Raw genomic sequence first — 25,106 nt, forward strand, 5'->3', positions numbered from 1 at the left:
GCGATAGGGGTTGTCATGCTTTGAAACGCAAGAGGCCGCGCCCAAACCATGGGCGCGGCCTCTTGTCTTTCAGTGATGACGCGCTGGCACGCGTCGCTATTAACTATTCACTGTTAACTGTTCACTATCTTCACCCGTGCCGCTTCTCCTGCAATGCCGCAATGCGATCATCCAGCGGCGGGTGCGAGGCGAACAGGGCCTTGAAGCCTTTGGCCAACCCGGAGTTGATACCGAAGGCCACCAGGGTATCCGGCATCTGGTTGGGCATCTGGGATTCGGCTTTCAGGCGTTGCAGGGCAGAGATCATGTCGCGGCGCTCTGCCAGCTGGGCGCCGGCCACATCGGCCCGGTATTCCCGGAAGCGGGAGAACCACATGACGATGGCGCTGGCGGCGATGCCGAAGATGATTTCCGCCACGATTACCACGATGTAGTAACCGAATCCCAGACCGCCCCCGCCGTCACGGCGCATGAAGCTGTCCACCACATAGCCCACTACGCGGGCGGCAAAGATCACGAAGGTATTTACCACCCCCTGGACCAGGCTCAGGGTGACCATGTCGCCGTTGGCCACGTGACCGATTTCGTGGGCGAGCACCGCGCGCACTTCTTCCGGGCGGAAGCGGGTCAGCAGGCCCTGGGACACCGCTACCAGGGCGGCATTCTTGTTCCAGCCGGTGGCAAAGGCGTTGGATTGCTGGGCCGGGAAAATGCCCACTTCCGGCATTTTGATACCCGCCTTGTCAGACAGCTCTTTGACGGTCTGCAACAGCCATCGTTCCGCGTCGTTGCCGGGGTGCTCGATGATCTTTACCCGCGCAGACCATTTGGCCATGGGCTTGGAAATCAACAGGGAAATCAACGAGCCGGCAAAGCCGAATACCGCACTGAAGATCAGCAGGCTGGTCAGGTCCAGCCCAGAGCCGCTGGCGGCAAAATAGGAATTCACCCCGAGCAGACTCAGGGTAATGCTGGCGACCACAATCACCGCCATGTTGGTCAGCAGATAAAGCGCAATGCGCATCATCGTCGGTTATCTCCACGTCTTATCGGAAACTTGATTATGGGGGCGAAGGGTGTGAAGGCAAGGTATACTGCGCGGCAAAATTGCATCCTGCCACGTCTCTATCACTGCCTTTCCGATCCTATGCAACCCACCGAACTGTCAGACCTGCTTGCCCCTTATCTGGTTCCCTCCACGCCGACCCGGCACCGCCTTTTTCATGGCCGGGGAAAAACTGTGCCGGCCCTGGAATGGTTGACCATCGACTGTTTTGCGCCAGTGATGGTCGCCACCGTATTCCGGGCCCAGGACGAGGCCATTCTGAAAGCACTGGAGACCAGCCTGACAAAAGCGCTGACCGACCAGGGCTGTGACACTCTGGTGGTACAGCATCGCTATGACGGCAAGGCGGAGAATGTGCTGGTGTGTGGCGAGCTGCCCGAGTCGCCGCTGGCGGAGGAAGGCGGGTTGGTCTACAAGCTGGATTTTCATCGCGGGCAGAATCTGGGGTTCTTTGCCGATATGGCGCAAGGACGGCGCTGGATCCGCGAACGCGCCGAGGGCAAAAAAGTCCTCAACCTGTTCAGCTTTACCTGCAGCTTTTCCGTGGCGGCCCTGGCCGGTGGTGCCGATTCGGTGGTGAATATTGATCTCTCCGACCCGGCGCTCAGACTGGGGCAGCAGAACCATGGGCTCAACGGGTTCGAGGATGCCAAGGTGCATTACCTGCCGCACAACATTTTCCGCAGCTGGAAAAAGCTTCACAGCCTGGGCCGTTACGACATCATCGTGATTGATCCCCCCAGCGCCCAGAAGGGCAGTTTCATGGTGGAAAAGGACTATCCGAAATTACTGAAGAAGCTGCACAAGTTGCTGGCCCCGGAGGCGGAGATCCTGGCCTGTGTGAATGCCCCCTGGCTGGACTACGGGTGGCTGGAAGCCTGTGTGGAGGCGAATCTGACGGGAGCAGAGCGGGTAGGGCGGTTACCGGGGGCTCCGGGCTTCGACGAAGCGGGGGAACCGGCCTTGAAGACGGTGCATTATCGCTACCGGCGACCGGCAGATCTCGATAGCTGAGCTGGATCGCTGGCTCCTGCATTCCAACAGCTACCGTAGGGTGCACTGAGCCTAAGGCGAACTGCACTGATCCGGCGTTTGATGGTGCAGTTCGCCTTAGGCTCAGTGCACCCTACGCATAGGCAACGGGCGGGGCTTAAAAGCCGTCTTCGTTGACGAAGTGCGGGTTGTCATTCTGCTTGAGCAAATCGGCAAACTCTTCGGCCTGTACCGGCTGCGGATTGCGTGACAGCAGATAACGGACTACCGCAGTGGTGCGCACTGAATCCTGAGCGCGAATAGCCTGCAGGAACTGTTCGGCCAGGGTGGCTTTTTCGTGTTTTACGGTGGCGGGGAGTGTCGGGTCGGTGTTGTCGAAGCGCAGTTCACTGAGGGCGGTGAGCAGCACAAACGCCTTGTTGGTCAGTACGGCCTGCTCGATGCCTTCCTGAAAGATGGTCGCTTCATAACGCAGCAACCCTTCCTCCGCCAGCCACAGCATAGCCCCCAGGCAGGCCATGTGGCGGCTACTGTGCAGGCCCACATCGTCCACTTCCGTGGGCCCGATGATGTCTTCCACGTACAGCGCGCCAGGGCGCGGGAAGCTCATGTAGGCCTGCATGAGAATGCGGGCAACGTCATGGCTGAAGTCGTCGATGTGCAGGTGTGACATGGGCGGCTCTTTCAAGCAAATGTAAGAGCGTCGTTGGCGGCGCGATAAGCCAAACCAGGATCAAAAGCATTTTCACCACAGAGGGCACAGAGCACACAGAGAAAAACCTGTCTTTTCCTCAGTGATTTCTGTGCCCTCTGTGGTAAATACCGCTTTTCAGATTTTGGGTTATCGTGCCGCCAGCGACGCGCCTACAGGCAAATTTTATTTTTTTCGTGCCCGATCCAGATAACGGGCAATGCGGCCGATGGAATCTTCCAGATCATCCACCCGAGGAAGGAAGACCACACGGAAGTGATCCGGGTCTGGCCAGTTGAAGGCGGTACCCTGAACGATCAGGACCTTTTCTTCGCGCAGTAAATCCAGCGCAAAGGCCTCATCATCCTCGAAGGGGAAGACCTTCGGGTCCAGCTTCGGGAACAGATACAGGGCAGATTTGGGTTTGACACAACTGACCCCGGGAATGGAATCCAGCATTTCCCAGGCCAGATCCCGCTGGCGCCCCAGGCGCCCGGTGGGCAGCACCAGATCACCAATGCTCTGATAGCCGCCCAGAGCCGTCTGGATGGCATGCTGGCTGGGCACGTTGGCGCACAGGCGCATGCTGGCCAGCATATCGAGCCCTTCGATATAGCTCTCTGCCCGGTGTTTGGCGCCTGAAATCACCATCCAGCCAGCGCGGAAACCGGCTGCGCGATAATTTTTGGACAGGCCGTTGAAGGTGATAAAGAGAAGATCGTCAGCCATGGAGGCGATAGAGGTGTGCTCTTCGCCGTCGTAGAGGATCTTGTCGTAGATCTCGTCGGCGAACACGATCAGGTTGTTTTCCCGGGCAATCTGCAACAACTCCTGCAGCATGGCTGGTTCATAGTTGGCGCCTGTGGGATTGTTCGGGTTGATGATCACCAGGGCCTTGGTGTTCTTGTTCACCTTGGCACGGATATCGTCCAGTGACGGTTGCCAGTCTTGCTGTTCATCGCACAGATAGTGAACCGGGGTGCCGCCGGACATGCGCACCGCAGCGGTCCAGAGAGGGTAGTCCGGTGCTGGCAACAGCACTTCATCGCCGCTATTGAGCAGCGCCTGCATGGACATGACAATCAATTCGGAGACGCCGTTGCCGATGATCACATCATCCACGGTGACGCCTTCGATGCCCTTGGTCTGGGTATACTGCATCACCGCCTTGCGGGCCGGGAACAGACCCTTGGAGTGGCAGTATCCGGTGGAATCCGGCAGGTTGCTGATCACGTCCTGAAGCAGCTCTTCCGGTGCCTCGAAGCCGAAGGGGGCAGGATTGCCGATGTTCAGCTTGATAACCCGGTGACCTTCGTCTTCCAGGCGATGGGCTTCACGCAGCACCGGGCCGCGAATGTCGTAACATACACCGCGCAGTTTGTCGGATTTGTTGACGTGGTATTGGTCGTTGGTCATGCCGGTCCCGTTGAATTGGATAGAGCCAAGAGGCTGATTCTACAATGTCCCCAAATTACTGTATATCGACCTGAATCCCTGACTTCATCGCGACGTCTGGCGCAAGGAATTATTCAGAGGTTCCCAAGCCTTTGCCGCCACGCTCAAATCACGGATTCAGGTATCGAGTTACTACAAACAAAACGCAACCGGAGTAAAGCGTGACCCCATTCAAGGATTTGCTGGCCCTGGCGGTAAACCGCAAGGGGTCTTTAAAAGCGGTGAAGGCGGAACTGCCTGGCGTGGCGGATGCTGAGCTGTTGCGCAGCCGCGATGATGCGTTCTATTTTTCGGCGTTGACCCGGCGCATTTTCCGGGCCGGGCTCAAGCATTCCCTGGTGGACAACAAGTGGCCGGCGTTCGAGGAAGCTTTTTTCGGGTTTGATCCGGAAAAACTGGTGCTGATGCCGGACACCATGCTCGATGACCGCATGCAGGACACGCGCTTGATTCGCCACTGGGGCAAGATGAAAGCCATCCGCCATAATGCCCAACTGGTGCTGGATCTGGCCGAAGAATACGGCAGTGTTGGCAACTGGCTGGCGGATTGGCCGGCGGATGACACCGTGGGGATGTGGCTGCTGCTAAAGAAGCGTGGCAAGCAACTGGGTGGCAACTCAGGCGCCGCCTTCCTGCGCATGGTGGGGCGCGATACCTGGTACCCCACCGGTGATGTGATTGCTGCCTTGAAGGCCCAGAACATCATCGACAAACCCCCAGCCAGCCAGCGTGACCAGCGGGCCGCACAGGCGGCGTTCAACGTCTGGCAGCGGGAAAGTGGTTGGCCACAGGCTCATATCAGCAAGGTACTGGCGTTCACGATCGGTTGAGGCGGTGTCAAAGGCGTGAGGTCCTTGATGGCGGCAACCATTTAAATGATAATGCCTCTCCTTTCTATTTTGAACCTGGTTCAATTATGGTTGATGTTGCCGCCAAGGCCCGTTTTAGCGCGCTGCTGATCACGCTTTTCTCTTTCTGCCTGCCGGCGTTTGCCAATAACCAGACTGCGCTGGTGCAGCTGGTTGAATACGTGGGAGCGGATTACATCAATGCCGTGGTGGATGGCGATATCGTCAGCCCGGAAGAGTACGCCGAGATGGAAGAGTTTACCGCTCTCTTGGCGCAAGGGGTGGCTCAGCTCCCCGCCGCTGATGGCAAGCAAGACTTGCAAGATAAGGCGGATGCCCTGCAACAGGCGGTGATCGACAAGGCCACGGAACCGCGAATCAAGGCGCTGGCCCAGTCTGTCCGTGCCACCCTGGTCACCGTCTACGGTATCCCGGTGTCACCAAAAGCGGCGCCGGACCTGGAGCGCGCCGCCGAGCTGTATCAAACCCAATGCGCCGCCTGCCATGGCGAGCAAGGCCGGGGTGATGGGCCCGCTGGGGCGGCTTTGGAACCGGCTCCCACCGACTTTACAGCCGTCTCCCGCTATAACGGCCGTTCATTGCTGGGTCTGCATACCACCATCACCCAGGGGGTGGATGGCACCGGTATGGCCGCCTACAGCGATACCCTCAGCGACAAAGACCGCTGGGCCCTGGCGTTCTTCGTGGGGGCCAAAGCGGTCAGCGATGAGATGGCCGAAAATGGCAAGGCCGCCTTCAACCGGATTCCCGGCATGCAGACTTCCCTGACCCTCGATACGCTGGTGGCCCAGGCCCCGGAAGATGTGCTGAAAGAGCAGGGTGAGCAGGCCTATGCCGCTCTGGGCTATCTGCGTCGGGAGCCGTCAGCACTGTTCAACGAAAACCGCTTTATTGCCTTGAGTGATGAGCGTTTGCATGAAGCCGAGCAGGCGTACCGCAGCGGTGATCACCAGGCAGCCCGGAGCGCTGCATTGTCCGCCTATCTGGACGGTTTCGAGATGATTGAGCAGCAGTTGGCGGCGGTGGATGGTGACCTCATGCGCCGGGCCGAGGCGGACTTCATGGCTGTGCGTGAAGCCATTGATCGACGTCACGAGGCCGACATTGTCAGTGAGCGGGCGGCGACAGCCCGGGCCTCCCTGGCGGCAGCCGCGGATGCCTTATCCGGAGACGGCTTGAGCCCTGCGGCAACCTTTTCCGCCAGCTTCTTCATTCTGTTGCGCGAGGGGCTGGAAGCCCTGCTGGTGGTGGCAGCCCTGCTTACCTTTACCCGCAAGGCCAATGCGGCAAGCGCCACCCGCCATATCCATCTGGGCTGGGTCGCTGCGCTGCTGGCCGGCGGCCTGACCTGGTACGCAGCCAACTCCCTGATTACCTTCAGTGGCGCCTCCCGGGAAATGACCGAAGGGGTGGCCGGGGTGGTCGCGGCGCTGATCCTGTTCTATGTGGGTTTCTGGATGCACAGCAACAGCCACAGCCAGAAGTGGCTGGGGTATATCCGCAACAAGGTGGACGATGCCCTGGGTAGTGGCACCATCTGGGTGCTGACGTTTGTGTCCTTTATTTCGGTGTATCGGGAAATTTTCGAAACCATCCTGTTCTACCAGGCCCTGTGGAGTCAGGTGACGACGGCGACCCAGGCCTTCGTGTTTTATGGTATCGGTGCGGCTGTGACAGCCCTGGCGGTGGTCTGTTTCCTGTTCTTCCGCATTGGTATGAGGCTGCCCCTTAGCCTGTTCTTCCGGGTGACCAGCCTGGTGCTGCTGGTGCTCTCGGTGGTGCTGTTGGGCCGAGGCATTGCCGCCCTGCAGGAAGCGGGTGTATTGGATGCCTATTACCTGGGGGTACCGACCATCGAGTGGTTGGGTTTCTTCCCTACGGTGCAGGGCGTGACGGCGCAGGGAATGGCTGTGTTGCTTGGTGTTCTGCTGTGGTTACGGGGAAGCAAGCCGGACTGATGGGGGCTCCTGCAATGCCTGGGGGTGTGTACGGTGCCATTATCGGGAATAATGCCCGGCAGTATCAGAGCGGAGCGCTTAGCTCCGCTTGGCCCGACAGGTCGGCGCTTGCCCTGCAGACGGCCAGTTGCCCTCAGATTGAAAGCGGTACCCCATGTCACAAACCAAAATCAGTTTTCTCGGCATCGGTTTGATGGGCGCGCCCATGGCGGCGCGTCTGCTGGACGCCGGTTTCTCCCTGACCCTCTGGAACCGCACAGCGGAAAAGGCGCAGGCCTTGGGCGAGCGTGCGCGGCTGGCTGTCAGTCCGGCGGATGCGGTTGCCGAGGCGGATGTGGTGATCACCATGCTGGAAAACGGCACGGTTGTGGATCAGGTGCTCTATCACAGTGGTGCCATCAATCAGCTTCGCCAGGGCGCCCTGGTCATTGATATGAGCTCCATTGAGCCCGCCATGGCCCGCCGTCATGGGGCATTGGTGGAAGCGCAGGGCGGGACTTACCTGGATGCGCCGGTTTCCGGTGGCACCCGGGGCGCAGAAGCCGGCAACCTGTCGATCATGGCCGGCGGTGGCGATGAGGGTTTCGTCCGTGCCGCTGAGGTACTGCAACCCATGGGCATCGTGACCCATATCGGCCCGGTGGGTAGCGGTCAGCTAGCCAAGCTTGCCAATCAGGCCATTGTCGGTATCACCATTGGCGCCGTGTCAGAGGCCCTGTTGCTGGCAGCCAAGGGCGGGGCTCGGCCGGAAAAGGTCCGTGAGGCCCTGTTAGGCGGTTTTGCCGGCAGCAAAATTCTCGAGCAGCATGGCGAGCGTATGCTGCAGCGTAATTTCGAGCCCGGAGCGCCGGCGCGGATTCAGCTCAAGGATCTGCGCATGATCCTGGATGAGGCTCGCCATGAAGGCCTGACGTTACCGCTCAGTCAAAGGGTGTTCGAGCAATACCGGGCATTGCTCGCCAGCGGTAATGGCGAGGTGGACCACAGTGGGCTGTTGCTGGAACTGGAGCGGCTCAATGGCGTCCGACTAGGCAGCGCTGACGAGGAACACTGATGCCACGATTTGCCGCCAATCTGTCTCTGCTGTTCACTGAGTTGCCGTTTCTGGATCGCTTTGCTGCCGCCGCTGACGCTGGCTTCCAGGGCGTGGAGTTCCTGTTTCCCTATGACTGGCCGGCGTCGACGTTGGCGCAAAAGCTGCAACAGCATCATCTGACCCAGGTACTGTTCAATCTGCCACCAGGGGACTGGCAGGCCGGTGAGCGGGGGATTGCCTGCTTGCCTGACCGGGTAGAGGAGTTTCGCGAAGGGGTGTTTCAGGCCTTGGAGTATGCCGATGTGCTGGATTGCCAGCGGATCAATTGTCTGGCGGGCATTCGGCCGGGCTCACTGCCTGCTGATATCGCGTTCCAGACCCTGGTGGAAAACCTGCGTTTTGCTGCGGATCTTTTGGCGGCTAAAGGAAGGACCCTGACGGTGGAAGCGATCAATTCGAAAGTGGATATGCCGGGGTTCTTTATCGATACGTCTGTTGCTGCCATGGCGGCGATCGAGGCAGCGGGGCGAGAGAATATTCGGATACAGTTCGATCTCTACCATATGCAAATCATGGAGGGGGATCTGTGTCGTTCCCTTTCCCGACTTTGTCCCCATATAGGACATATTCAGTTTGCCGATAACCCGGGGCGTCATGAGCCGGGTACCGGCGAAATTCATTTTGATAGGGTGTTTGCCCACCTTGATACGCTTGATTATCGGGGCTGGGTCAGTGCGGAATATCGTCCGCAACAGGACACCGAGACCAGCCTTGGCTGGTTCAGACCAGGGACTCATTGATTGATGATGCAACTTAACTGGGGCGGCAAAATTATTCTCGGCCTGCTGGGGATGCTGGTGGGCGGGCCTATCGGCCTGGGTATCGGGGTGCTGATCGGGCACATGCTGGACAAGGGTGCGGCCCAGGTGCAGAGCTTTCGCCCGCAACAGGGAGAAGTGCAGAAGGCCCTGTTCGATACGGTGTTTTCCATCATGGGGCATCTTGCCAAGGCGGATGGCCGGGTCAGCGAGGATGAGATCGCCCAGGCCAGGGCAGTGATGGATCGCATGCAGCTCAACGAGGAACAGCGCGCTGAAGCCATTGCCCTGTTCAATCGTGGCAAGGAGGCCGATTTCCCGCTGGATGCCACCGTGGCGGACTTCGCCGCTACCGTAAAACATCGCAAGCAACTGATTCTGGTGCTGCTGGAAATCCTGCTGCAAGTGGCCCTGGCTGATGGCCAGATTGATCAGGCGGAAGAAGATGTTCTGGTTCGGGTTGCAGAAGGGCTGGGTGTGCCGCGGGCCCAGTTTCAGCAAATCCTCAACATGCTGCTGGCCCAGGCCCAGTTCTCCGGTGCTGGCGGAGCCTATAGCGGCGGGCGCAGTGCTGCCGGTCCATCGCGGCCATCACTGGGGCAGGCCTATCAGGTGCTGGGTGTCAGTGAGTCGGCGTCCAACCAGGAAATCAAGAAGGCCTATCGCAAGCTGATGAGCGAACATCACCCGGACAAGCTGGCGGCGAAAGGGGTGCCGGACGAGATGATCCGCATGGCCACCGAGAAGACCGCAGAAATCAGCAAGGCCTACGATATGATCAAGGAAAACCGGGGCTTTAAGTAGGCGGCACAACAGGAAATACGCCCACTGTTGGAGCTTTGCTTGCAAAGCTCCAACGGTTAACCGCCGAGTGCCGCGTCAGGCCGGTTGCGATATTTCAATAGCTCACGCTGGGTAGCCGGTCCACTTTTGGGATCGACCAGCCACTGCTCACCAGATCGCTTTCTCCCGTCCACCATCGATTCAGCAACCGGGTTGCCAGATCGGCACGAGCCCGGCCCTCCAGACGCTGGCTGGCTTCGTGATAGGCGGGCTGATAGCGCAATCGCGGTGGTAGTCGGCGGGTGATGTCCATTAGCCGGTTCAGATGCTTCTGGTAGGCTCGGTGGCTGTCAAGGCCGGTTTGCGGTAACTGGAAGGTCTGTCTCAGGTGTTCGGGGACCTGGAAAGAAGCCAGCGGCAAGTACTGTCCATAGGGCAGTCGGCCCGGGTAGCCCTGCTCGCGAATCAGGTCGTGGCCCAGCTGGCGGCGTCGATCACTGATCGGGCCATGGTGGTTGAAACGACGTTTCCACCAGCGCCGATGGGCGTGCCAGTCTGCCGGTCGCCGGCTTTCGGGAATTCCCATGACCTGCGCCAGCAACATGGTTTCCTCGAACAATCGTTCCTGATGCGCGGTATTCAGTGGCTCTATAACCTCCTGGTACACAGTCAGGCAGGAGTCCATCCAGGCTGTCAGCGCATACAGCAGGGTTTCACTGTCATCCACGTCGAACAGGGTCTTGCGTCGCATGCGTGGGCTATCCAGTGTCAGCAATGCCTGGTCCAGGTTGCCGAAGACCAGTTTCAGCATGAACACCTGGGTGTGCTGAAGTCGTTGTACCAGATCATGGGAATCTGCCAGTAACTGGGACAGGCGACTGTCCGCCAGTGCCAACAGCACCACTCGGCCATGTGCCAGGGAGGTGAGGTTCTCGCGCATCAATTGCCAGCAGATGGAGCCGGGGCCGAACAGGCCCGCGTCGGGCTGATGGCATTGTTCGCTGGCCTGGATCAAGCCGTTCTGGATATGGTCGCGGGTCAGTAATTGCGGTAACGCCATGTGCACGCCTCCTTTGTGCAGTGTGGGTTCCGACTACCTACCGTGCTGGGCGGTGACAACGTAGCGCTATAATTTCATCTTACGGGCCTGCCTGATTGAATCTAATCAGGAAATGTGGTGATTTAATGATGTATGGGAACAGTGGCGCAGTTTTTTGTGTCCGAGAGTTAGACGTAGCCCTTACCGGGTTACGCAACGTTACCGCAAAGGAGAAATGTCCATGTTGGGAGAGAATCACAGCATCCACCATGAATTTCCGGATCAACACCAGAAGATCGATGATCTGGTAAGCCATGACCCCGGATTCAAGGCGCTGGTGATGGAGCACGACAAGCTGGACAAGCAGATACGAGGCCTTGAGATGCGTGAGAGCCCGATTGCTGACCTGGATATGGAGCGCTTAAAGCGGGAACGAATCAGGCTGAAGGACGAGGTGTACCATCGTCTCAACAATGAAGCGAGCTAGTTTTATTGTTTGAGAAAAAGTCTTAAATTTCCGTTACGAGTCCTGAAAAGCAGGCTTTTTTTGCTCTTCGTGACTCGCCACAGGCAGTGACGTAGGGCACCTAGAAATCCACCCTTCCTGACACAATGAACTGGACATCGTCGACTTCGTCCTGATCTACCAGTGGTGCTGCTACATCCAGATGCAGCACCCGATCCACTCTGAATTTACTGGGGCTCAGGCGTAGTCCCAGTCCCGCGTTAGCCAGGGTGCTGCCGCGGGGCTCACCCTGTTCCCAGGCTTGCCCGGCGTCCACATAAACGGCTCCGCCCACATAGGCCAGGTTGAAAATTTGCCAATTGGTAAAGCGGCGTCGCTCAACGGAAAAGACCCAGCGGCGGTCGCCACGCTGATAGTTGGTTGGGTAACCGCGAAGGTTATCGTTGCCACCAATGGTCAGTTGTTCATCCTGACGCAGATTGCTACCGGCGTTCAGATTGAGGCGCGCGAACCAGCGATTGTTCTGGTTGAGGAAATAGTAATAACTGAGGTTTCCCCCATAGATGGTGCTGACAAAATCATCGTCTTGATAACGCCCGCTTGCAGACAAGCCGCTGCGAAACAAGTGATGCTTGCGAATAAAGCGGGTGTTGTTGGTGCTCATGTTGAAAATGATCGACTCGGCATTGCTGCCGAGGGATTCGCTGGCGTGCCCCACACGCGCAAAGTGATACCAGCCCAGGCGAATGTCTTCCTGACGCTGGGCGCGGTTCAGATTTGAGGCTACCAGATGCTGGTTCTCCTGATATTCCAGGGACAACCAGGGGTACACGCGACGCTCGTCCTCGGGCAGCGAGGTGGTTTCGTCGGGGACCGCGCTAAAGCGTTCCTCTTCGTCGGTGATCCCCAGCCGCCAGCGGATAACAGCTTTTTCCTTAACCCCCGGCGACCAGCCAATAAACGCTTCGTAACGGTTATCCTCAAGACGATAGCGATTGACCGTCTGATCATTTACCTCGATGCGTTCCAGCAGGTTTTCCCGCTGTACGTCGACGCCGCCAGACCAGTGGCTGTTCAGTTGATAGAAGGGCCGTACCAGGCCGCCTGACAGGGATTCACCGTCACTGGCATTGGTATAGCTAAGATTCAGTTGTACCCGCGCGGGGAGCAGAGGGTTGCGGTAACTGAAGAAATGGCCGCTGCGGTCGGCATCATCGAAGTAGCCGGTGGCGACCCTCTGGCCGCTGCCCAACAAATTACTTTCCGTGAAACCGGCGCTGGTGCTGTCATCGCCGCCGGAACGCGATGCCGAGGCAGAGGGTGAAAAAGTCCACACATCCCTAACTACCACCAACAGGTCTATGGTGTCTGCACAGACCTTGTGGGGGACGATCATGGCATCGACAAGATAGTCGTTACCACGCAGTAGTCGTTCATTTTCCCTGAGGCGATCCCGTTCAAGCGACTCACCACGGGTCAGGATCATCTGCTTTTGCAGGGTGCTTTTTCGTGTCTCGATATGCAGAAAGTTGGCTGCCCGATACAGCCAGTTATCCTCAGCCGGATCGTCTTCGTTGAAGATGGGCAGCACGGTGTAGTGAATCTCGCCGATGGAACGTCCCTGGTAGTCACTGAAGTCCACGTTCTGGCGGGTCTCGACAAATTCAAACAGGGCAGGATCACCGTAATCGTAGATAACGTTACAGCTTTCATCCGGGGAGGAGGCCCAGCTCGGCAAGGGCAACAACAACAGGAATGCCGTCAGCCAGGAAATGCCAAACCCGGCCCGGGAGAGTTGTTGCCGCTGCGTACCGGGACACAGTGCCTGCATGAACGAACGCCTTACCGGGAGAGCTTTCACTCTACAAAGCCCTCGACGGGAATGACAAGTTTTCTGCCGTACCTGGCACTCTTTCATGTTATTCCAATGTCAGGGTGGCGCTCGGCTCGTCCAGTTGCTGGCGGGCGTAGTTACCTGGCGCAAGCCCCTGGCTGTCCTTGCTGTAGAACAGCCGGGTAACAAAATAAAACTCCTGGCCAAAGGGTATGTCCGTCAATGAAAAGCCCACATTGGGAAGCTGGCCAGGGAAACGTTCAGGGTCGTTAACTAGTGAAGCATCATCCTGGTAGAGCAGACGGGCAGGGGTATCAAAGCCCTTCAGGAACGCCAACTGGGCGAGCAGATCAAAACCACGGCCAGTGCTGAACCATATCCAGTTGTCACCGCCCAGCGGTTTGTCGAGCATGGCCTTTTCGGCGTCGGACAACCGACCATCCGTGATCGCAAGATGATTGCCGGTCCAACTGGTCATCAGTTGGCTGTCATAGAGGCCATTGCCGTCCAGGGAAATGTCCAGTGCCGGGCGTTTCACAACGGTTTCGGCGATGCCGGGCAGGGTGAAGCGACTATGGATCTCCATCTGTTTGGGCATCACCAGAAAATAATTGTTGATGCGCAGCACGGGAACCTTGGCAACGGTTACCGACGTGGACGCGTAAACCAGCGCTGCCAGAGGGCCATTGATGACCTGTTTGACCTTGGGGTCCAGGTTGTTGTTGCTCAGGGTGATCCGGTTGTTTTCTCCGAAGAGACCGGCACTGAGGCGTAATTTAAGGGTATCGAGAATGCTCTGTCGCTCACCGTTTTCGCCTTCAAAGCCGCGAAAGTAAAAGTCGCTCCAGTTGAACAGGTTGCCGCCCGCCATGCTCAGTGCATAGTCGGTGCTTTTGATGGTCATGGACTGCGGGTCGAACTGAACGTAACGATCAGTATTCTGCAGGTAGGCATTCTTGATCAGGTAAAAGTAACGGGTTTGGCCACCTTGTTCCACGGCCAGTTCTGCTGCCACCTGTTCGGTAACCGGGCCATCAAGGGGTTGGCCGCCATCTTCAAAACGCAGCAGCAGGCGATCCTCGGCATCGATCCGCAGGGGGTCGCCAACCGGGCTGGTGCTGTCATCTTCTTCGAAATAGGGGTAGCCCTGTTCTGACCATTGCACCCACTGATGCGGCACGGGCGCCAGCCGCCCATCCTGAATGGTGAAGAACGAATAGAGCCCGCTCTGCTTTCCATGCAGGGTTTTGAAGGTTTCGCCGGTAAGCGTAATGATCTGCGCGTGCAAGGTGCCGGACAGAGCCGGCAAAAGGAACAGCAGGGCAGCTGCCAACGTCGGCAAGCGTTTATTATTCTTCATGTTTTACATCACTGGGCCGGTATAAGCCTACATGATGCGCGTTTAAACCGGGCCGTCAATGGCCCGGTAAACGGACGGTCATTTTGCCAACTCAGGCCGGTTGCAAAAATGCTCAAGTGCCTGCGGATTGGCCAGGGCATTGCGGTTGGTGACCGGGCGTCCGTGGATCACTTCCCGGACTGCCAGTTCGACAATCTTGCCGCTCACGGTGCGTGGAATTTCGGGCACCTCGGCAATCACCGCCGGCACATGGCGGGGCGTGGCACCTTCACGGATCGCTTTGCGGATTTGCGTCTGCAGTGCCTCGCTGAGATCGACGCCATCGGCCAGCACCACAAACAGCACCACGCGCACATCCCCTTGCCACTCCTGGCCGACCACAATGGCTTCGCGGATCGCATCCAGGGTTTCCACCTGACGGTAGATTTCTGCGGTGCCGATGCGAACGCCGCCCGGGTTCAGCACCGCATCGGAACGGCCGTGAATGATCAGCCCGCAGTGTTGTTCATGGGGAACCAGCTGGGCGTAATCCCCATGGGCCCAGACGCCGTCAAAACGGGCGAAGTAGGCCTTGTGGAAACGACTGCCATCCGGGTCGTTCCAGAACTGTATCGGGCAGCAAGGGAAGGGCTGTCGACACACCAGCTCGCCTTTGCTATCCGCCAGGGGAGCGCCGTTGTCGTCAAACACGGCCACGTCCATGCCTAGGCCCGGGCACTGCAATTCGCCGCGGTATACCGGCAGCAACGGATTGCCCAGAGCAAAGCAGGAAATGATATCGGTGCCGCCGGAAATGGAGCTGACCAGCAGATTCGGTTTCACCTGCTCATAGAGATAGTCATAACTCTCGTGGAGCAGGGGAGAGCCGGTTGAGAAGAGCGTTCGCAGGGTAGACAGATCATGGCTTTCGCGGGGCTTGAGGCCGGATTTCTCCACGGCCTGGATGAACTTGGCGCTGGTACCGAAATGGGTGATGGCTTCGTCATCCACCAGATCGAACAGCCGGGCAGTGTTCGGGTAAGCCGGGTTGCCATCGTAGAGTACCAGGGTAGCGCCGGTATGCAGTCCACACAGCAACCAGTTCCACATCATCCAGCCGCAGGTGGTGAAATAGAACAGGGTGTCATCCGCGCCCACGTCCGCATGCAGCTGCAATTCCTTGGTCTGTTGCAGCAGGGTGCCGCCGGCGCTATGAACGATGCACTTGGGCTGCCCGGTAGTGCCGGAGGAATAGAGAATAAACAGCGGATGATTGAACGGCAGTGAGGCGAAGTCCGGTGCCGGCCCGGCACTATCCAGCCAGGTTTGCCAGATCAGTGCTCGTCGCACCGGCGTACTGTTGCCTTTGCCGGGCACCACCACCATCAGTTCCGGTTTCAGGGCGTAATGCAGGGCGTCGATACGCTCGCCAAGGTCGATCCATTTGCCGTTGTAGTGGTAGCCATCACAGGCCACCAGCACGGTGGGTTCGATCTGGCCGAAGCGGTCGAGCACGCCGGATACACCGAAGTCCGGCGAACAGGATGACCATACCGCGCCTATCCAGGCTGCGCCCAGGGCGGCGATCACCGTCTCAATGCGATTGGGCATGTAGCCGGCGACCCGGTCACCGGGTTTCACGCCGGCAGCCTGCAATTGGGCGGCGACCTTGCCGGCGGCCACTCGCAGGTCGGCGTAACTGACCTGGGTGCGGGTGCCGTCTTCCAGCACGCTTATCAGGGCCGGGTGGGTATCGTTGCGGTGTAACAGGTTTTCCGCATAGTTCAGCTGCGCTTGGGGAAACCAGCGGGTGTCCTGGAAACGGTCGCGGCGGGTCAGTACGGTGTCGCCGGGCTCGCCCACCAGACCACAGAAGTCCCACACCTGTTGCCAGAATGCCTCCGGCTGCTCCACTGACCAGGCATGCAGAGCATTATAATCGACCAGCGGTTGGCCGCTGTGGTGACGGGCCTGTTCCCAGAATCTGGCCAGCCGGCTGTTCTGTTGTGCTTCACCCGGTTGCCAAAGCGGTGCGGACATTGTGTTCTCCCCAGTGTCAGGTGTCCGGCAGCAAGTGTCCGGCGGTTTCAATCAGCTCGGTAATGCGGCCGGATGGCCGCGACTGTCTCAAGCGTCAGCGGTCTCTTCAAATTCCACCAGCAAGGTGCCTTCGCTGACGCTGTCGCCGACGGCCACATGAAAATCATGGACTGTCCCCGGCACCGTAGCGCGCAGGGTGTGCTCCATCTTCATGGCTTCCAGTGTAATCACCGCATCGCCAGCAGCAACGGTGTCGCCGGCAGACACATGCAGGGCCACGATGGTGCCGCTCATGGGCGCGATGAAGCCGGCTTCATCGTCGTGCCGGGCACTCTCCCGGCTGGGGTTCAATGTGACCGCACGGGCCTGGCCGGCCACGAACAAAAGCAGGGTGTTGTCATCGTTGCGGGCATAGCGTGCGCGCAGACCGGTGTTACCCCAGTGCAGGTTGATGGTCTGCGCATCCATTGTCGCAACAAGGGGGGCCTGCTTGTCGCCCACAGACGCGGAGTCATCCTGTTCGCGGACCGTGATCAGCTCGCCATCGACCTGAAGCAGGGTTTGCCGGAAACGTCGGCCCAGCGGCCGCCAGCCCTGCAGGCTTTGCCAGGGGGAATCGCCGGTGTTGTCGGTGGCAAATACCTGGCTGGCAGCCAGGGCCAACAGCTCGGGGGCCGTCTGCGTGGCCTCCAGCAGTTGTGGGCGGTGTTCCAGAAGACGGGTATCCAGTTCGCCACCGGCAAAGGCTGCGTCGTTGAGTACCCGGTGCAGGAAGGGGGCATTGTGATGGATGCCGCTTAGTTCCAGGGCTTCCAGAGCCGTGATCAGTTTCTGGCGGGCCTCATTGCGTGACGCGCCATGGCAGATCAATTTGGCGATCATGGGATCGTAATGGTCGTCCACCCGATCGCCATTCTCGTAACCGGCGTCCACCCGGGCCACTTCATGGGGCCAGCGCAGATGGCTGAGCAGGCCGGAGGAGGGCAGGAATCCCTGCTCCGGATTTTCCGCGTAGAGACGCACTTCCATGGCGTGGCCGTGACGCTCGATCTGATGCTGCGCTTTGGGCAGCGGTTCGCCGGCGGCGACGGCGAGCTGCCAGGCAACCAGGTCTTCGCCGGTAATCATTTCCGTCACCGGGTGCTCTACCTGCAGACGCGTGTTCATTTCCATGAAGTAGAACTGGCCATCGGGACCGTAGAGGAACTCGACGGTGCCGGCACCGCGATAATCAATGGCCTTGGCCGCTTGAACTGCGGCGTTGCCAAAGGCGTCCCGGGTGGCCTCATCCAGGCCAGGTGCCGGGGCTTCCTCAATGATTTTCTGATGGCGACGCTGTACCGAACAGTCGCGCTCGAAAAGGTGTACGGCGTTGCCGTGATTGTCGGCGAATACCTGCACTTCCACATGGCGAGCCGTGGGCAGATAGCGCTCCAGCAGTACCCGGTCATCGCCGAAGGCACCGCGGGCTTCACGGCGTGCTGCCGCCAGCGCTTCGGAAAAATCGCCGGCGTTGTTGACCACACGCATGCCCTTGCCGCCACCGCCGGCCACCGCCTTGATCAGAAGCGGGAAACCTACCTGCTCACTGGCACGAACCAGGTCGTCATCACTGGCGCCTTCTTCGTCGAAACCGGGCAATACCGGCACACCGCTGGTTGCCATCAATTGCCGGGCGGCGGCCTTGTCGCCCATGACGTCGATGGCGCGGGCATTAGGCCCGACAAAAATGATGCCGGCGTTTTCGCAGGCGGCGGCAAAGGCAGTGTTCTCGGAAAGGAATCCGTAACCCGGGTGAATGGCATCGGCGCCGGTATCCTTGGCGGCGGCGATGACCTTGTCGATGACCAGGTAGCTTTCCCGCGCCGGGGCCGGACCCAGACAGACCGCCTGATCCGCTTCACGCACATGGGGCAGGGTGGCGTCGGCCTCGGAGTAGACCGCCACGGTGGCAATACCCTGCTGGTGGCAGGTGCGGATAATACGCCGGGCAATTTCGCCACGGTTGGCGATCAGGAGTTTTTTTATCTGTGCCATGTTGTTGCCTTTGTCCTGCCGCAGGAGCGTCGCCGGTGGCGCGATTCCGGCGTGGGTTGCCGCGCCGCCAGCGACGCTCCTGCGGATAGTGGGTCAGATCCAGTTCGCTGTTCGTTTTTCCAGAAAGGCGCTCAGTCCCTCCTGGCCTTCTTCGCCGGTACGCAGCCTGGCGATCAGGTTGGCGGTGTCGTTGAGCATGCTCTGATCGATTGGGCCGTCACTGACGCGGGCGATCAGGTTGCGTGCTTCGATCTGGGCACGGGGGCCGGCGCTGAGCAGGGCGGTGATGAGGTTGCTGACCGCCTCATCCAGTTCGCTCTCCGGTACCACTTCATGGGCAAGCCCAAGCGCGACTGCCTTACTGGCAGGAATGACCTCGGCCGTCATGAAATAGCGATTGGCCTGCCGGGCGCCCATGGCGCGCACCACATAGGGGCTGATCACCGCCGGTACAATGCCCAGTTTTACCTCGCTGAGGCAGAAGCGGGCATTGTCGGCAGCCACCGCCATGTCGGCGGCGCAGATCAGGCCCAGCGCGCCGCCAAAGGCCGCGCCCTGCACCCGGGCGATGACAGGTTTGGGGCACTGGTCGATAGCCTGCATCAGCCGCGCCAGTTTCAGTGCATCGTCGCGGTTCTGTTGCGCATCCAGTTTGCCCATGGCGCGCATCCAGTTCAGGTCTGCACCGGCGGAGAAATGCTTGCCCGTGGCCTGAAGCACCACAATGCGCACGCTGTCATCGTTACCGGCTTTTTCAAAGGCCTCGGTGAGCGAGGCGATAATGGTGTCGTCGAAGGCGTTGCGCTTGTCCGGATTATCCAGAGTGATTTGCGCCACACGGTCTTTGATCTGTGTCGTTACGCTCATGTTATACGTCCGGTGTTGTCGTAGGCTCAGTGCACCCTGTAGGTCGTTACTGCGTACCGAGGGAGGCGTGCAAGCGTCACCTGATCACATCCGAAACACGCCATAACGCGTCTCTTCGATCGGTGCGTTCAAGCTGGCTGAGATGGCCAGCCCGAGGACATCACGGGTATCCGTCGGGTCAATCACGCCGTCGTCCCACAGTCTCGCGCTGGCATACCAGGGTTGCGCCATCTCTTCGTAGCGCTCGGTCATATCTGCCTGGAATGCGGTTGCTTCCTCGTCACTCCATTGCTGGCCTTTCTTCTTCAGCGACGCCTGCTTTACCTGAGTGAGAACGCTGGCGGCCTGTTCGCCCCCCATCACGCAAATACGGGCATTGGGCCACATGAACATGAAGCGCGGATCATAGGCGCGCCCGCACATGCCGTAATTGCCGGCACCGAAACTGCCACCGGTGATCACGGTGAACTTGGGCACGCTGGCACAGGCCACGGCGTTGACCATCTTGGCGCCGTGTTTGGCGATACCTTCGGATTCGTATTTCTTGCCCACCATGAAGCCGGTGATGTTCTGCAGGAACAGCAACGGAATCTTTCGCTGGTTGCACAGCTCGATAAAGTGCGCGCCTTTCTGGGCAGATTCGGAGTAGAGCACGCCATCGTTGGCGAGAATGCCCACCGGGTAGCCATGGATATGGGCAAAGCCGCACACCAGGGTGGTGCCATAGCGGGCCTTGAATTCATCTAGCTCGGAGCCGTCTACCATACGGGCAATCAGTTCCCGCGCCGGCATGGGCTGGCGGGTAGTGGTGGGGATGACGCCGTATAGCTCGGTGGGATCGTAGGCCGGCGGGCGGACCGGTTGACGGTTTACCTGATCCGGCTTGTGCCAGTTCAGGTGCGCGATGGAACGGCGTGCCAGCTCCAGGGCATGGGGTTCGTCGTCGGCCAGATGGTCGGCCACGCCGGATTGTTCGCAGTGCAGGTTGGCGCCGCCCAGCTCTTCGGCGGTGACCACCTCGCCGGTGGCAGCCTTCACCAGTGGTGGGCCGGCCAGGAAGATGGTGGCCTGTTCCTTCACCATGATCACTTCGTCGGCCATGGCCGGCACGTAGGCGCCGCCGGCGGTGCAGGACCCCAGTACCACACTGATCTGGGGAATGCCGCGGGCGGACATGTTGGCCATGTTGAAGAAGATGCGACCGAAGTGATCCCGGTCCGGAAACACTTCGTCTTGGCGGGGCAGGTTGGCACCGCCGGAATCCACCAGATAGACACAGGGCAGACGGTTTTCGGCAGCAATGGCCTGGGCCCGCAGGTGTTTTTTCACGGTGAGCGGGTAGTAGCTGCCGCCTTTCACCGAGGGGTCATTAGCGACGATCATGCATTCCACGCCGTGGATCTGACCGATGCCACCCACACAGCCCGCTGCCGGAACGTCTTCACCATAGACACCTTCGGCGGCCAGGGCGGAAATCTCCAGGAACGGTGAGCCTGGATCCAGGAGAAGATTGATGCGCTCGCGCACCGGCAGTTTGCCGCGTTCGCGCAGACGCTGTTCGGCAGCCTCACCTCCGCCGTGGGCGATGTGGTCCAGTTTTTCCTGCAGCTGCTGGCGCAGTGTCAGGTTGTGTTCCCGATTGGCCTGGAATTCCGGGCTGGCGGGATTGATCTGGCTATTGATCTTGGGCATGGGCGCCTCACAAAACACTGTTAACCACAGAGGGCACAGAGCACACAGAGTAAAAAGATTTTTCTCAGTGAACGCTGTGCTCTTTGTGGTAAATCATCTTTTACGCTGTTTCGTTAAACAGCTCACGGCCGATCAGCATGCGGCGGATTTCACTGGTGCCGGCGCCGATTTCATAGAGCTTGGCGTCGCGCAGCAGGCGGCCGGTGTTGTAGTCGTTGATATAGCCGTTGCCGCCCAGGGTCTGGATCGCTTCCAGGGCCATTTTGGTGGCGTTCTCGGCGCAGTAGAGGATTACGCCGGCGGCATCCTTGCGGTTGGTCTCGCCGCGGTCACAGGCTTGGGCCACGTGATAGAGATAGCTGCGGCTGGTGTTGAGCATCACATACATGTCGGCGATCTTGCCCTGCATCAGCTGGAATTCGCCGATGGCCTGGCCGAACTGTTTGCGTTCATGGATGTAGGGCACCACCTCATCCATGCAGGCCTGCATCACGCCCACCGGACCACCGGACAGAATGGTGCGCTCATAGTCCAGGCCGCTCATCAGGACCTTTACGCCCTCATTTTCCTTGCCAAGGATGTTCTCGGCGGGGACTTCGCAGTCTTCGAACACCAGCTCGCAGGTGTTGGAGCCACGCATGCCCAGTTTGTCGAGCTTCTGGGCCCGGGAGAAACCGGGGAAATCACGCTCGACGATGAAAGCCGTGATGCCACGGGGGCCAGCGCTGCTATCCGTCTTGGCATAGATCACGTAGGTATGGGCGTCAGGGCCGTTGGTGATCCACATCTTGTTGCCATTGAGGATGTAGCGGTCGCCTTTCTTTTCGGCGCGCAGCTTCATGCTGACCACATCAGAGCCGGCACCAGGCTCGCTCATGGCCAGAGCACCGATGCGCTCGCCGCTGATCAGTTTAGGCAGATACGTGTCTTTCTGTTCAGCGCTACCGTTGATGGCAATCTGGTTAACACACAGATTGGAATGGGCACCGTAGGACAAGCCGATGGAGGCAGAGGCGCGGGAGATCTCTTCCACCACGATGGTGTGAGCCAGATAGCCCATATTGGCGCCGCCGTATTCTTCGCCGGCAGTGATTCCAAGAAGCCCCAGATCACCCATTTTCTTCCACATCTCCAGAGGGAACTCGTTGCTGCGGTCGATCTCGGCGGCGATGGGCGCGATTTCCTTCTGGGCGAAGGCGCGAGCCGTATCACGCAGGGCGTCAATGGTTTCGCCCAGGTGGAAGTTGAAGGTGCTGTTAAACATTTTCCTTGGACTCCAGTTGGTTAAGACTTTCCAGGCAGCGTTGTTCGGCGTTATCCAGTTCCTGTTGCAGTAGCTGGATGTCACGCAGTTGCTGATCAAGCTGTACGCGGCGCTGGTGAATTTTTTCCTGCAGGGCAAGCAGCTGGGATCGGTTATCGCTCTGGGGCTGATACATGCCGATTAGCTCGCGGGATTCGGCCAGCGAAAAGCCCAGTCGCTTGCCACGCAGAATCAGTTTCAGGGTGACCCGGTCGGCAGGGGTGTAGACCCGTGTCTGCCCACGACGCTCAGGGGCTACCAGGCCCTGGTCTTCGTAAAAGCGGATGGTGCGGGTGGTGACATCAAATTCCCGGGCCAGCTCGCCGATGCTGTAGGTCTGTTTTTTGCTCATGGTAAAAGAGTAGGGGAAGTTTACGTTAACGTAAAGTATTGGGTTTTGGCCCTTTCGGTCCGTGACACAGTGTTTACCCCTGCCTAGACTGCGGCTACCGAATAAGGGGGATACGCATGAAAGACGCATGGAGTCGCTGGGTGGTGGCACATCCGGTGTGGGTACTGCTGGCCTGTACTGGCCTGTGCCTTGCCATGGCCGGTGGCATGAGCCACTTCCATAACAACAACGATCCACGGATCTTCTTCACGGAAGAGAATCCGGATTTCAAGCGCTTTGTTTCCCTGGAGGACAGTTTCACCGCTAACGAAATGGTGTTGTTTGTGGTGCACCCGAAAAACGATCGGGTGTTTGAACCGCAAACGTTGGCGGCCATTGAAGGCCTGACCGACGACGCCTGGACGTTGCCGCATTCCACCCGGGTGGATTCGCTGACCAATTTTCAGCACACGGAAGTGGAGGGCGATGACCTCTTTGTGGCACCGCTGGTGGAAGACGCGCTTTCCATGTCGGCGGAGGATATCGAGCAAGCCCGCGAGATTGCCCTCGACGAGCCCGCGCTGGTGGGCCGACTCGTCTCGGGCAAGGGGCATGTGGCCGGGGTGGTGGCGACAGTGACCATGGGGGAGGGCAATACCGAGGCCCCGGAAATCACTGCCGCCGCCCGGGAAATGGCCCGGGCCTATGGGGAGCAATACCCGGATATCGAATTCATGGTGACCGGCACTGTGGTGTTTTCCCAGGCCTCTGCCGAAGCCACAGAGCAGTCCATGGCGACCACGCTGCCTTTGGCCTTTGTGGTCATGCTGGTATGCCTGTGGCTGATCCTGCGTAGTGCCATGTTTGTGGCGGTCACGGTGGTGGTGATTGCTTTCTCCATTGCGTCGGCCATGGGCGTGGCCATGTGGCTGGGTATCGAGTTTTCGCCCATCGTGGGCATGGCGCCGGCCATGATCCTGACCCTGGCAGTGGCGGACTCCGTGCATCTTCTCGCCAGTTATCGTCATGAGCGCCTGCAGGGAATTGCCAAGACACCGGCGCTGCTGGAAAGCCTGCGTATCAATCTGCAGCCAATCTGGTTGACCAGCCTGACCACGGCAATCGGCTTTGCCATCCTCAATTTTTCCGAGTCACAACCGTTCCGGGCACTGGGGAATGTGGTACTGATCGGGGTGCTGCTGGCCTTTGTGTTCTCTGTGCTACTGCTACCGGCGCTTGTGATGCTGTTACCGCACCGCATCGAACCCGGCAGACAGCGTGATTATGCGCCCTGGATGAGCGCATTGGCCGGCCATCTCAGCCGTCATTACAAGCGTTGGCTGGCAGGTATGTCGGTTGTCGTCGTGGTGCTGACGGCGAGTGTTGGGCTTAACCGTACCAACGATGTGTTCAACGAATATTTTGACGAGACCTTCGAGGTAAGGCGGGTCAACGATTTTGCCATGTCGGAAATGACCGGCATGCACCGTATTGATTATGCGGTGCCCTCCGGTGAATCCGGCGGCACCATGGAGCCGGAGTACCTTCAGCACCTTGATGATCTGATGACCTGGCTGGAGCAGCAGGACGAAGTGGTCTATGCCACCTCCTACACCAATGTGATCAAACGCCTTAACCGGGATTTGCACGGTGGTGACCCTGCTTACTATCGCATTCCGGATTCCCGGGAACTGATTTCCCAGTACACCCTGTTGTACGAGTTGTCGCTGCCCCAGGGGCTGGGCCTGGAAGATCAGCTCGATATCGACAAACGCCAGGCTCGCGCCATCGTGGTGCTGGAAAATATCGGCTCAAAGCCGGTGCTGGATTTCAACGACCGGGTTGAGCAGTGGATGCAGGATAACTGGCCCGCGGCCATGCAGACCAAAGGGACAGGCATGGATATCCTGTTCGGCCGGGTCACCATGCGGAATATCGAAAGCATGCTGGGCGGCGCCCTGATCGCACTGATCAGTGTCTCGCTATTGCTGATCTTCGCCCTTCGCTCGGTTCGCTACGGCCTGCTGTCGCTGATTCCCAACCTGCTGCCCGCAGCCATGGCGTTTGGTCTCTGGGGGTTGATCAATGGCGAAATCGGTCTGGCGGTATCGGTGGTGGCCTGTATGACCCTGGGCATCGTGGTGGACGATACGGTCCATTTTCTCAGCAAGTATGTGCGTGCCAAGCGGGAGCTGGGTCTGAATACCGAGAAAGCGGTGGATTATGCCTTTCGCACCGTGGGGGTCGCCCTGGTTGCCACCTCCGTGGTGCTGGTTGCCAATTTTGCGATTATTGGCACCAGCCACTTCTACCCCAATGCCAGCATGGGCTTGCTGTCGGCGATAACCATTGCCATGGCCCTGTTTGTGGACTTTTTCTTCTTTGTACCGTTACTGATTGCCCTGGATCGTGCGCGGCGGAGTAGCCAGCCCGGAAAAGCAGTGCTAACGTAGCGCCACATTGTCCGGAAACGTTCCACGGAACAAGAC

Annotated in this window: 20 protein-coding genes; 8 read left to right on the plus strand and 12 right to left on the minus strand. The window is 59.1% G+C overall.

The features are described 5' to 3' along the window. Positions 1-130: 130 nt before the first annotated feature. The gene (gene htpX / locus ACMG4N_RS10495; protein WP_297763381.1) at positions 131-1,027 is read right to left on the minus strand and encodes a protease HtpX; all 897 of its coding nucleotides are present in this window, start codon (positions 1,025-1,027) and stop codon (positions 131-133) included. 120 nt (positions 1,028-1,147) lie between these two features. Here htpX and ACMG4N_RS10500 point away from each other — a divergent pair, with 120 nt between their 5' ends. Next, positions 1,148-2,080 (plus strand): class I SAM-dependent methyltransferase, encoded by a 933-nt coding sequence (locus ACMG4N_RS10500; RefSeq protein ID WP_414431581.1) that lies wholly within the window; start codon positions 1,148-1,150, stop codon positions 2,078-2,080. 136 nt (positions 2,081-2,216) lie between these two features. Here ACMG4N_RS10500 and ACMG4N_RS10505 read toward each other — a convergent pair whose 3' ends face one another. After that, positions 2,217-2,732: a hypothetical protein gene (locus ACMG4N_RS10505; RefSeq protein WP_297763387.1), complete on the minus strand. Its 516-nt coding sequence runs from the start codon at positions 2,730-2,732 to the stop codon at positions 2,217-2,219. Between the two features lie 204 nt (positions 2,733-2,936). Continuing rightward, positions 2,937-4,166 carry a pyridoxal phosphate-dependent aminotransferase gene (locus tag ACMG4N_RS10510; protein ID WP_297763390.1) on the minus strand — a complete coding sequence of 410 codons (1,230 nt, stop codon included), beginning with the start codon at positions 4,164-4,166 and terminating at the stop codon, positions 2,937-2,939. Positions 4,167-4,366: 200 nt separating this feature from the next. Between ACMG4N_RS10510 and ACMG4N_RS10515 the strand changes: the two genes are divergently transcribed. From ACMG4N_RS10515 to djlA, 5 genes are all read left to right on the plus strand, one after another. Continuing rightward, positions 4,367-5,035 carry a DNA-3-methyladenine glycosylase I gene (locus ACMG4N_RS10515; RefSeq protein ID WP_297763393.1) on the plus strand — a complete coding sequence of 223 codons (669 nt, stop codon included), beginning with the start codon at positions 4,367-4,369 and terminating at the stop codon, positions 5,033-5,035. A gap of 86 nt (positions 5,036-5,121) precedes the next feature. After that, a complete protein-coding gene (locus ACMG4N_RS10520; protein ID WP_414431584.1) occupies positions 5,122-7,032 on the plus strand; it encodes an FTR1 family protein in 1,911 nt (636 codons plus the stop codon). 154 nt (positions 7,033-7,186) lie between these two features. Next, positions 7,187-8,086 carry an NAD(P)-dependent oxidoreductase gene (locus tag ACMG4N_RS10525; RefSeq protein ID WP_297763398.1) on the plus strand — a complete coding sequence of 300 codons (900 nt, stop codon included), beginning with the start codon at positions 7,187-7,189 and terminating at the stop codon, positions 8,084-8,086. After that, positions 8,086-8,868: a hydroxypyruvate isomerase gene (gene hyi, locus ACMG4N_RS10530; RefSeq protein WP_297763401.1), complete on the plus strand. Its 783-nt coding sequence runs from the start codon at positions 8,086-8,088 to the stop codon at positions 8,866-8,868. Before ACMG4N_RS10525 ends, hyi begins: the two co-directional genes overlap by 1 nt. 3 nt (positions 8,869-8,871) lie before the next feature. Beyond that, complete coding sequence (djlA, locus tag ACMG4N_RS10535) at positions 8,872-9,690, plus strand: co-chaperone DjlA (RefSeq protein ID WP_297763404.1); 819 nt, start codon at positions 8,872-8,874, stop codon at positions 9,688-9,690. A gap of 94 nt (positions 9,691-9,784) precedes the next feature. Here djlA and ACMG4N_RS10540 read toward each other — a convergent pair whose 3' ends face one another. Further along, complete coding sequence (locus tag ACMG4N_RS10540; protein ID WP_297763407.1) at positions 9,785-10,729, minus strand: oxygenase MpaB family protein; 945 nt, start codon at positions 10,727-10,729, stop codon at positions 9,785-9,787. Positions 10,730-10,949: 220 nt separating this feature from the next. Between ACMG4N_RS10540 and ACMG4N_RS10545 the strand changes: the two genes are divergently transcribed. Continuing rightward, a complete protein-coding gene (locus ACMG4N_RS10545) occupies positions 10,950-11,195 on the plus strand; it encodes a YdcH family protein (protein WP_297763409.1) in 246 nt (81 codons plus the stop codon). A 100-nt stretch (positions 11,196-11,295) separates the two neighbouring features. On the opposite strand, the gene ACMG4N_RS10550 is transcribed toward ACMG4N_RS10545, so the two are convergent. From ACMG4N_RS10550 to ACMG4N_RS10585, 8 genes are all read right to left on the minus strand, one after another. After that, the gene (locus ACMG4N_RS10550; RefSeq protein WP_297763411.1) at positions 11,296-13,005 is read right to left on the minus strand and encodes a ShlB/FhaC/HecB family hemolysin secretion/activation protein; all 1,710 of its coding nucleotides are present in this window, start codon (positions 13,003-13,005) and stop codon (positions 11,296-11,298) included. 88 nt (positions 13,006-13,093) lie between these two features. Then, positions 13,094-14,368 carry a hypothetical protein gene (locus ACMG4N_RS10555; protein ID WP_297763414.1) on the minus strand — a complete coding sequence of 425 codons (1,275 nt, stop codon included), beginning with the start codon at positions 14,366-14,368 and terminating at the stop codon, positions 13,094-13,096. A 78-nt stretch (positions 14,369-14,446) separates the two neighbouring features. After that, positions 14,447-16,387, minus strand: a complete 1,941-nt coding sequence (locus ACMG4N_RS10560) for an acetoacetate--CoA ligase (RefSeq protein ID WP_297763417.1) — start codon at positions 16,385-16,387, stop codon at positions 14,447-14,449. A gap of 87 nt (positions 16,388-16,474) precedes the next feature. Further along, entirely contained in the window at positions 16,475-18,424 is a 1,950-nt protein-coding gene (locus ACMG4N_RS10565; RefSeq protein WP_414431589.1) for a biotin carboxylase N-terminal domain-containing protein, read from the minus strand. A gap of 93 nt (positions 18,425-18,517) precedes the next feature. Then, entirely contained in the window at positions 18,518-19,291 is a 774-nt protein-coding gene (locus ACMG4N_RS10570; protein ID WP_414431591.1) for an enoyl-CoA hydratase/isomerase family protein, read from the minus strand. 84 nt (positions 19,292-19,375) lie between these two features. After that, a complete protein-coding gene (locus ACMG4N_RS10575) occupies positions 19,376-20,983 on the minus strand; it encodes a carboxyl transferase domain-containing protein (protein WP_297763426.1) in 1,608 nt (535 codons plus the stop codon). Between the two features lie 100 nt (positions 20,984-21,083). Continuing rightward, positions 21,084-22,247 carry an isovaleryl-CoA dehydrogenase gene (locus tag ACMG4N_RS10580; protein WP_414431593.1) on the minus strand — a complete coding sequence of 388 codons (1,164 nt, stop codon included), beginning with the start codon at positions 22,245-22,247 and terminating at the stop codon, positions 21,084-21,086. Beyond that, on the minus strand, positions 22,240-22,638 hold the full coding sequence (locus ACMG4N_RS10585) for a MerR family transcriptional regulator (protein WP_297763432.1): 399 nt from the start codon (positions 22,636-22,638) through the stop codon (positions 22,240-22,242). The genes ACMG4N_RS10580 and ACMG4N_RS10585 overlap by 8 nt, the downstream gene beginning before the upstream one ends. 116 nt (positions 22,639-22,754) lie before the next feature. Here ACMG4N_RS10585 and ACMG4N_RS10590 point away from each other — a divergent pair, with 116 nt between their 5' ends. Further along, the gene (locus tag ACMG4N_RS10590) at positions 22,755-25,070 is read left to right on the plus strand and encodes an efflux RND transporter permease subunit (protein WP_414431596.1); all 2,316 of its coding nucleotides are present in this window, start codon (positions 22,755-22,757) and stop codon (positions 25,068-25,070) included. Positions 25,071-25,106 lie beyond the last annotated feature (36 nt).

Source organism: Alcanivorax sp. IL2 (assembly GCF_047495475.1).
GTDB lineage: Bacteria > Pseudomonadota > Gammaproteobacteria > Pseudomonadales > Alcanivoracaceae > Alcanivorax.

Bases quoted from the DNA above. Each gene is read 5' to 3' on its own strand.
- htpX (WP_297763381.1), bottom strand. From the start codon at position 1,027: ATGATGCGCATTGCGCTTTATCTGCTGACCAACATGGCGGTGATTGTG.
- ACMG4N_RS10500 (WP_414431581.1), top strand. From the start codon at position 1,148: ATGCAACCCACCGAACTGTCAGACCTGCTTGCCCCTTATCTGGTTCCC.
- ACMG4N_RS10505 (WP_297763387.1), bottom strand. From the start codon at position 2,732: ATGTCACACCTGCACATCGACGACTTCAGCCATGACGTTGCCCGCATT.
- ACMG4N_RS10510 (WP_297763390.1), bottom strand. From the start codon at position 4,166: ATGACCAACGACCAATACCACGTCAACAAATCCGACAAACTGCGCGGT.
- ACMG4N_RS10520 (WP_414431584.1), top strand. From the start codon at position 5,122: ATGGTTGATGTTGCCGCCAAGGCCCGTTTTAGCGCGCTGCTGATCACG.
- ACMG4N_RS10525 (WP_297763398.1), top strand. From the start codon at position 7,187: ATGTCACAAACCAAAATCAGTTTTCTCGGCATCGGTTTGATGGGCGCG.
- hyi (WP_297763401.1), top strand. From the start codon at position 8,086: ATGCCACGATTTGCCGCCAATCTGTCTCTGCTGTTCACTGAGTTGCCG.
- djlA (WP_297763404.1), top strand. From the start codon at position 8,872: ATGATGCAACTTAACTGGGGCGGCAAAATTATTCTCGGCCTGCTGGGG.
- ACMG4N_RS10540 (WP_297763407.1), bottom strand. From the start codon at position 10,729: ATGGCGTTACCGCAATTACTGACCCGCGACCATATCCAGAACGGCTTG.
- ACMG4N_RS10545 (WP_297763409.1), top strand. From the start codon at position 10,950: ATGTTGGGAGAGAATCACAGCATCCACCATGAATTTCCGGATCAACAC.
- ACMG4N_RS10550 (WP_297763411.1), bottom strand. From the start codon at position 13,005: ATGCAGGCACTGTGTCCCGGTACGCAGCGGCAACAACTCTCCCGGGCC.
- ACMG4N_RS10555 (WP_297763414.1), bottom strand. From the start codon at position 14,368: ATGAAGAATAATAAACGCTTGCCGACGTTGGCAGCTGCCCTGCTGTTC.
- ACMG4N_RS10560 (WP_297763417.1), bottom strand. From the start codon at position 16,387: ATGTCCGCACCGCTTTGGCAACCGGGTGAAGCACAACAGAACAGCCGG.
- ACMG4N_RS10565 (WP_414431589.1), bottom strand. From the start codon at position 18,424: ATGGCACAGATAAAAAAACTCCTGATCGCCAACCGTGGCGAAATTGCC.
- ACMG4N_RS10570 (WP_414431591.1), bottom strand. From the start codon at position 19,291: ATGAGCGTAACGACACAGATCAAAGACCGTGTGGCGCAAATCACTCTG.
- ACMG4N_RS10575 (WP_297763426.1), bottom strand. From the start codon at position 20,983: ATGCCCAAGATCAATAGCCAGATCAATCCCGCCAGCCCGGAATTCCAG.
- ACMG4N_RS10580 (WP_414431593.1), bottom strand. From the start codon at position 22,247: ATGTTTAACAGCACCTTCAACTTCCACCTGGGCGAAACCATTGACGCC.
- ACMG4N_RS10585 (WP_297763432.1), bottom strand. From the start codon at position 22,638: ATGAGCAAAAAACAGACCTACAGCATCGGCGAGCTGGCCCGGGAATTT.
- ACMG4N_RS10590 (WP_414431596.1), top strand. From the start codon at position 22,755: ATGAAAGACGCATGGAGTCGCTGGGTGGTGGCACATCCGGTGTGGGTA.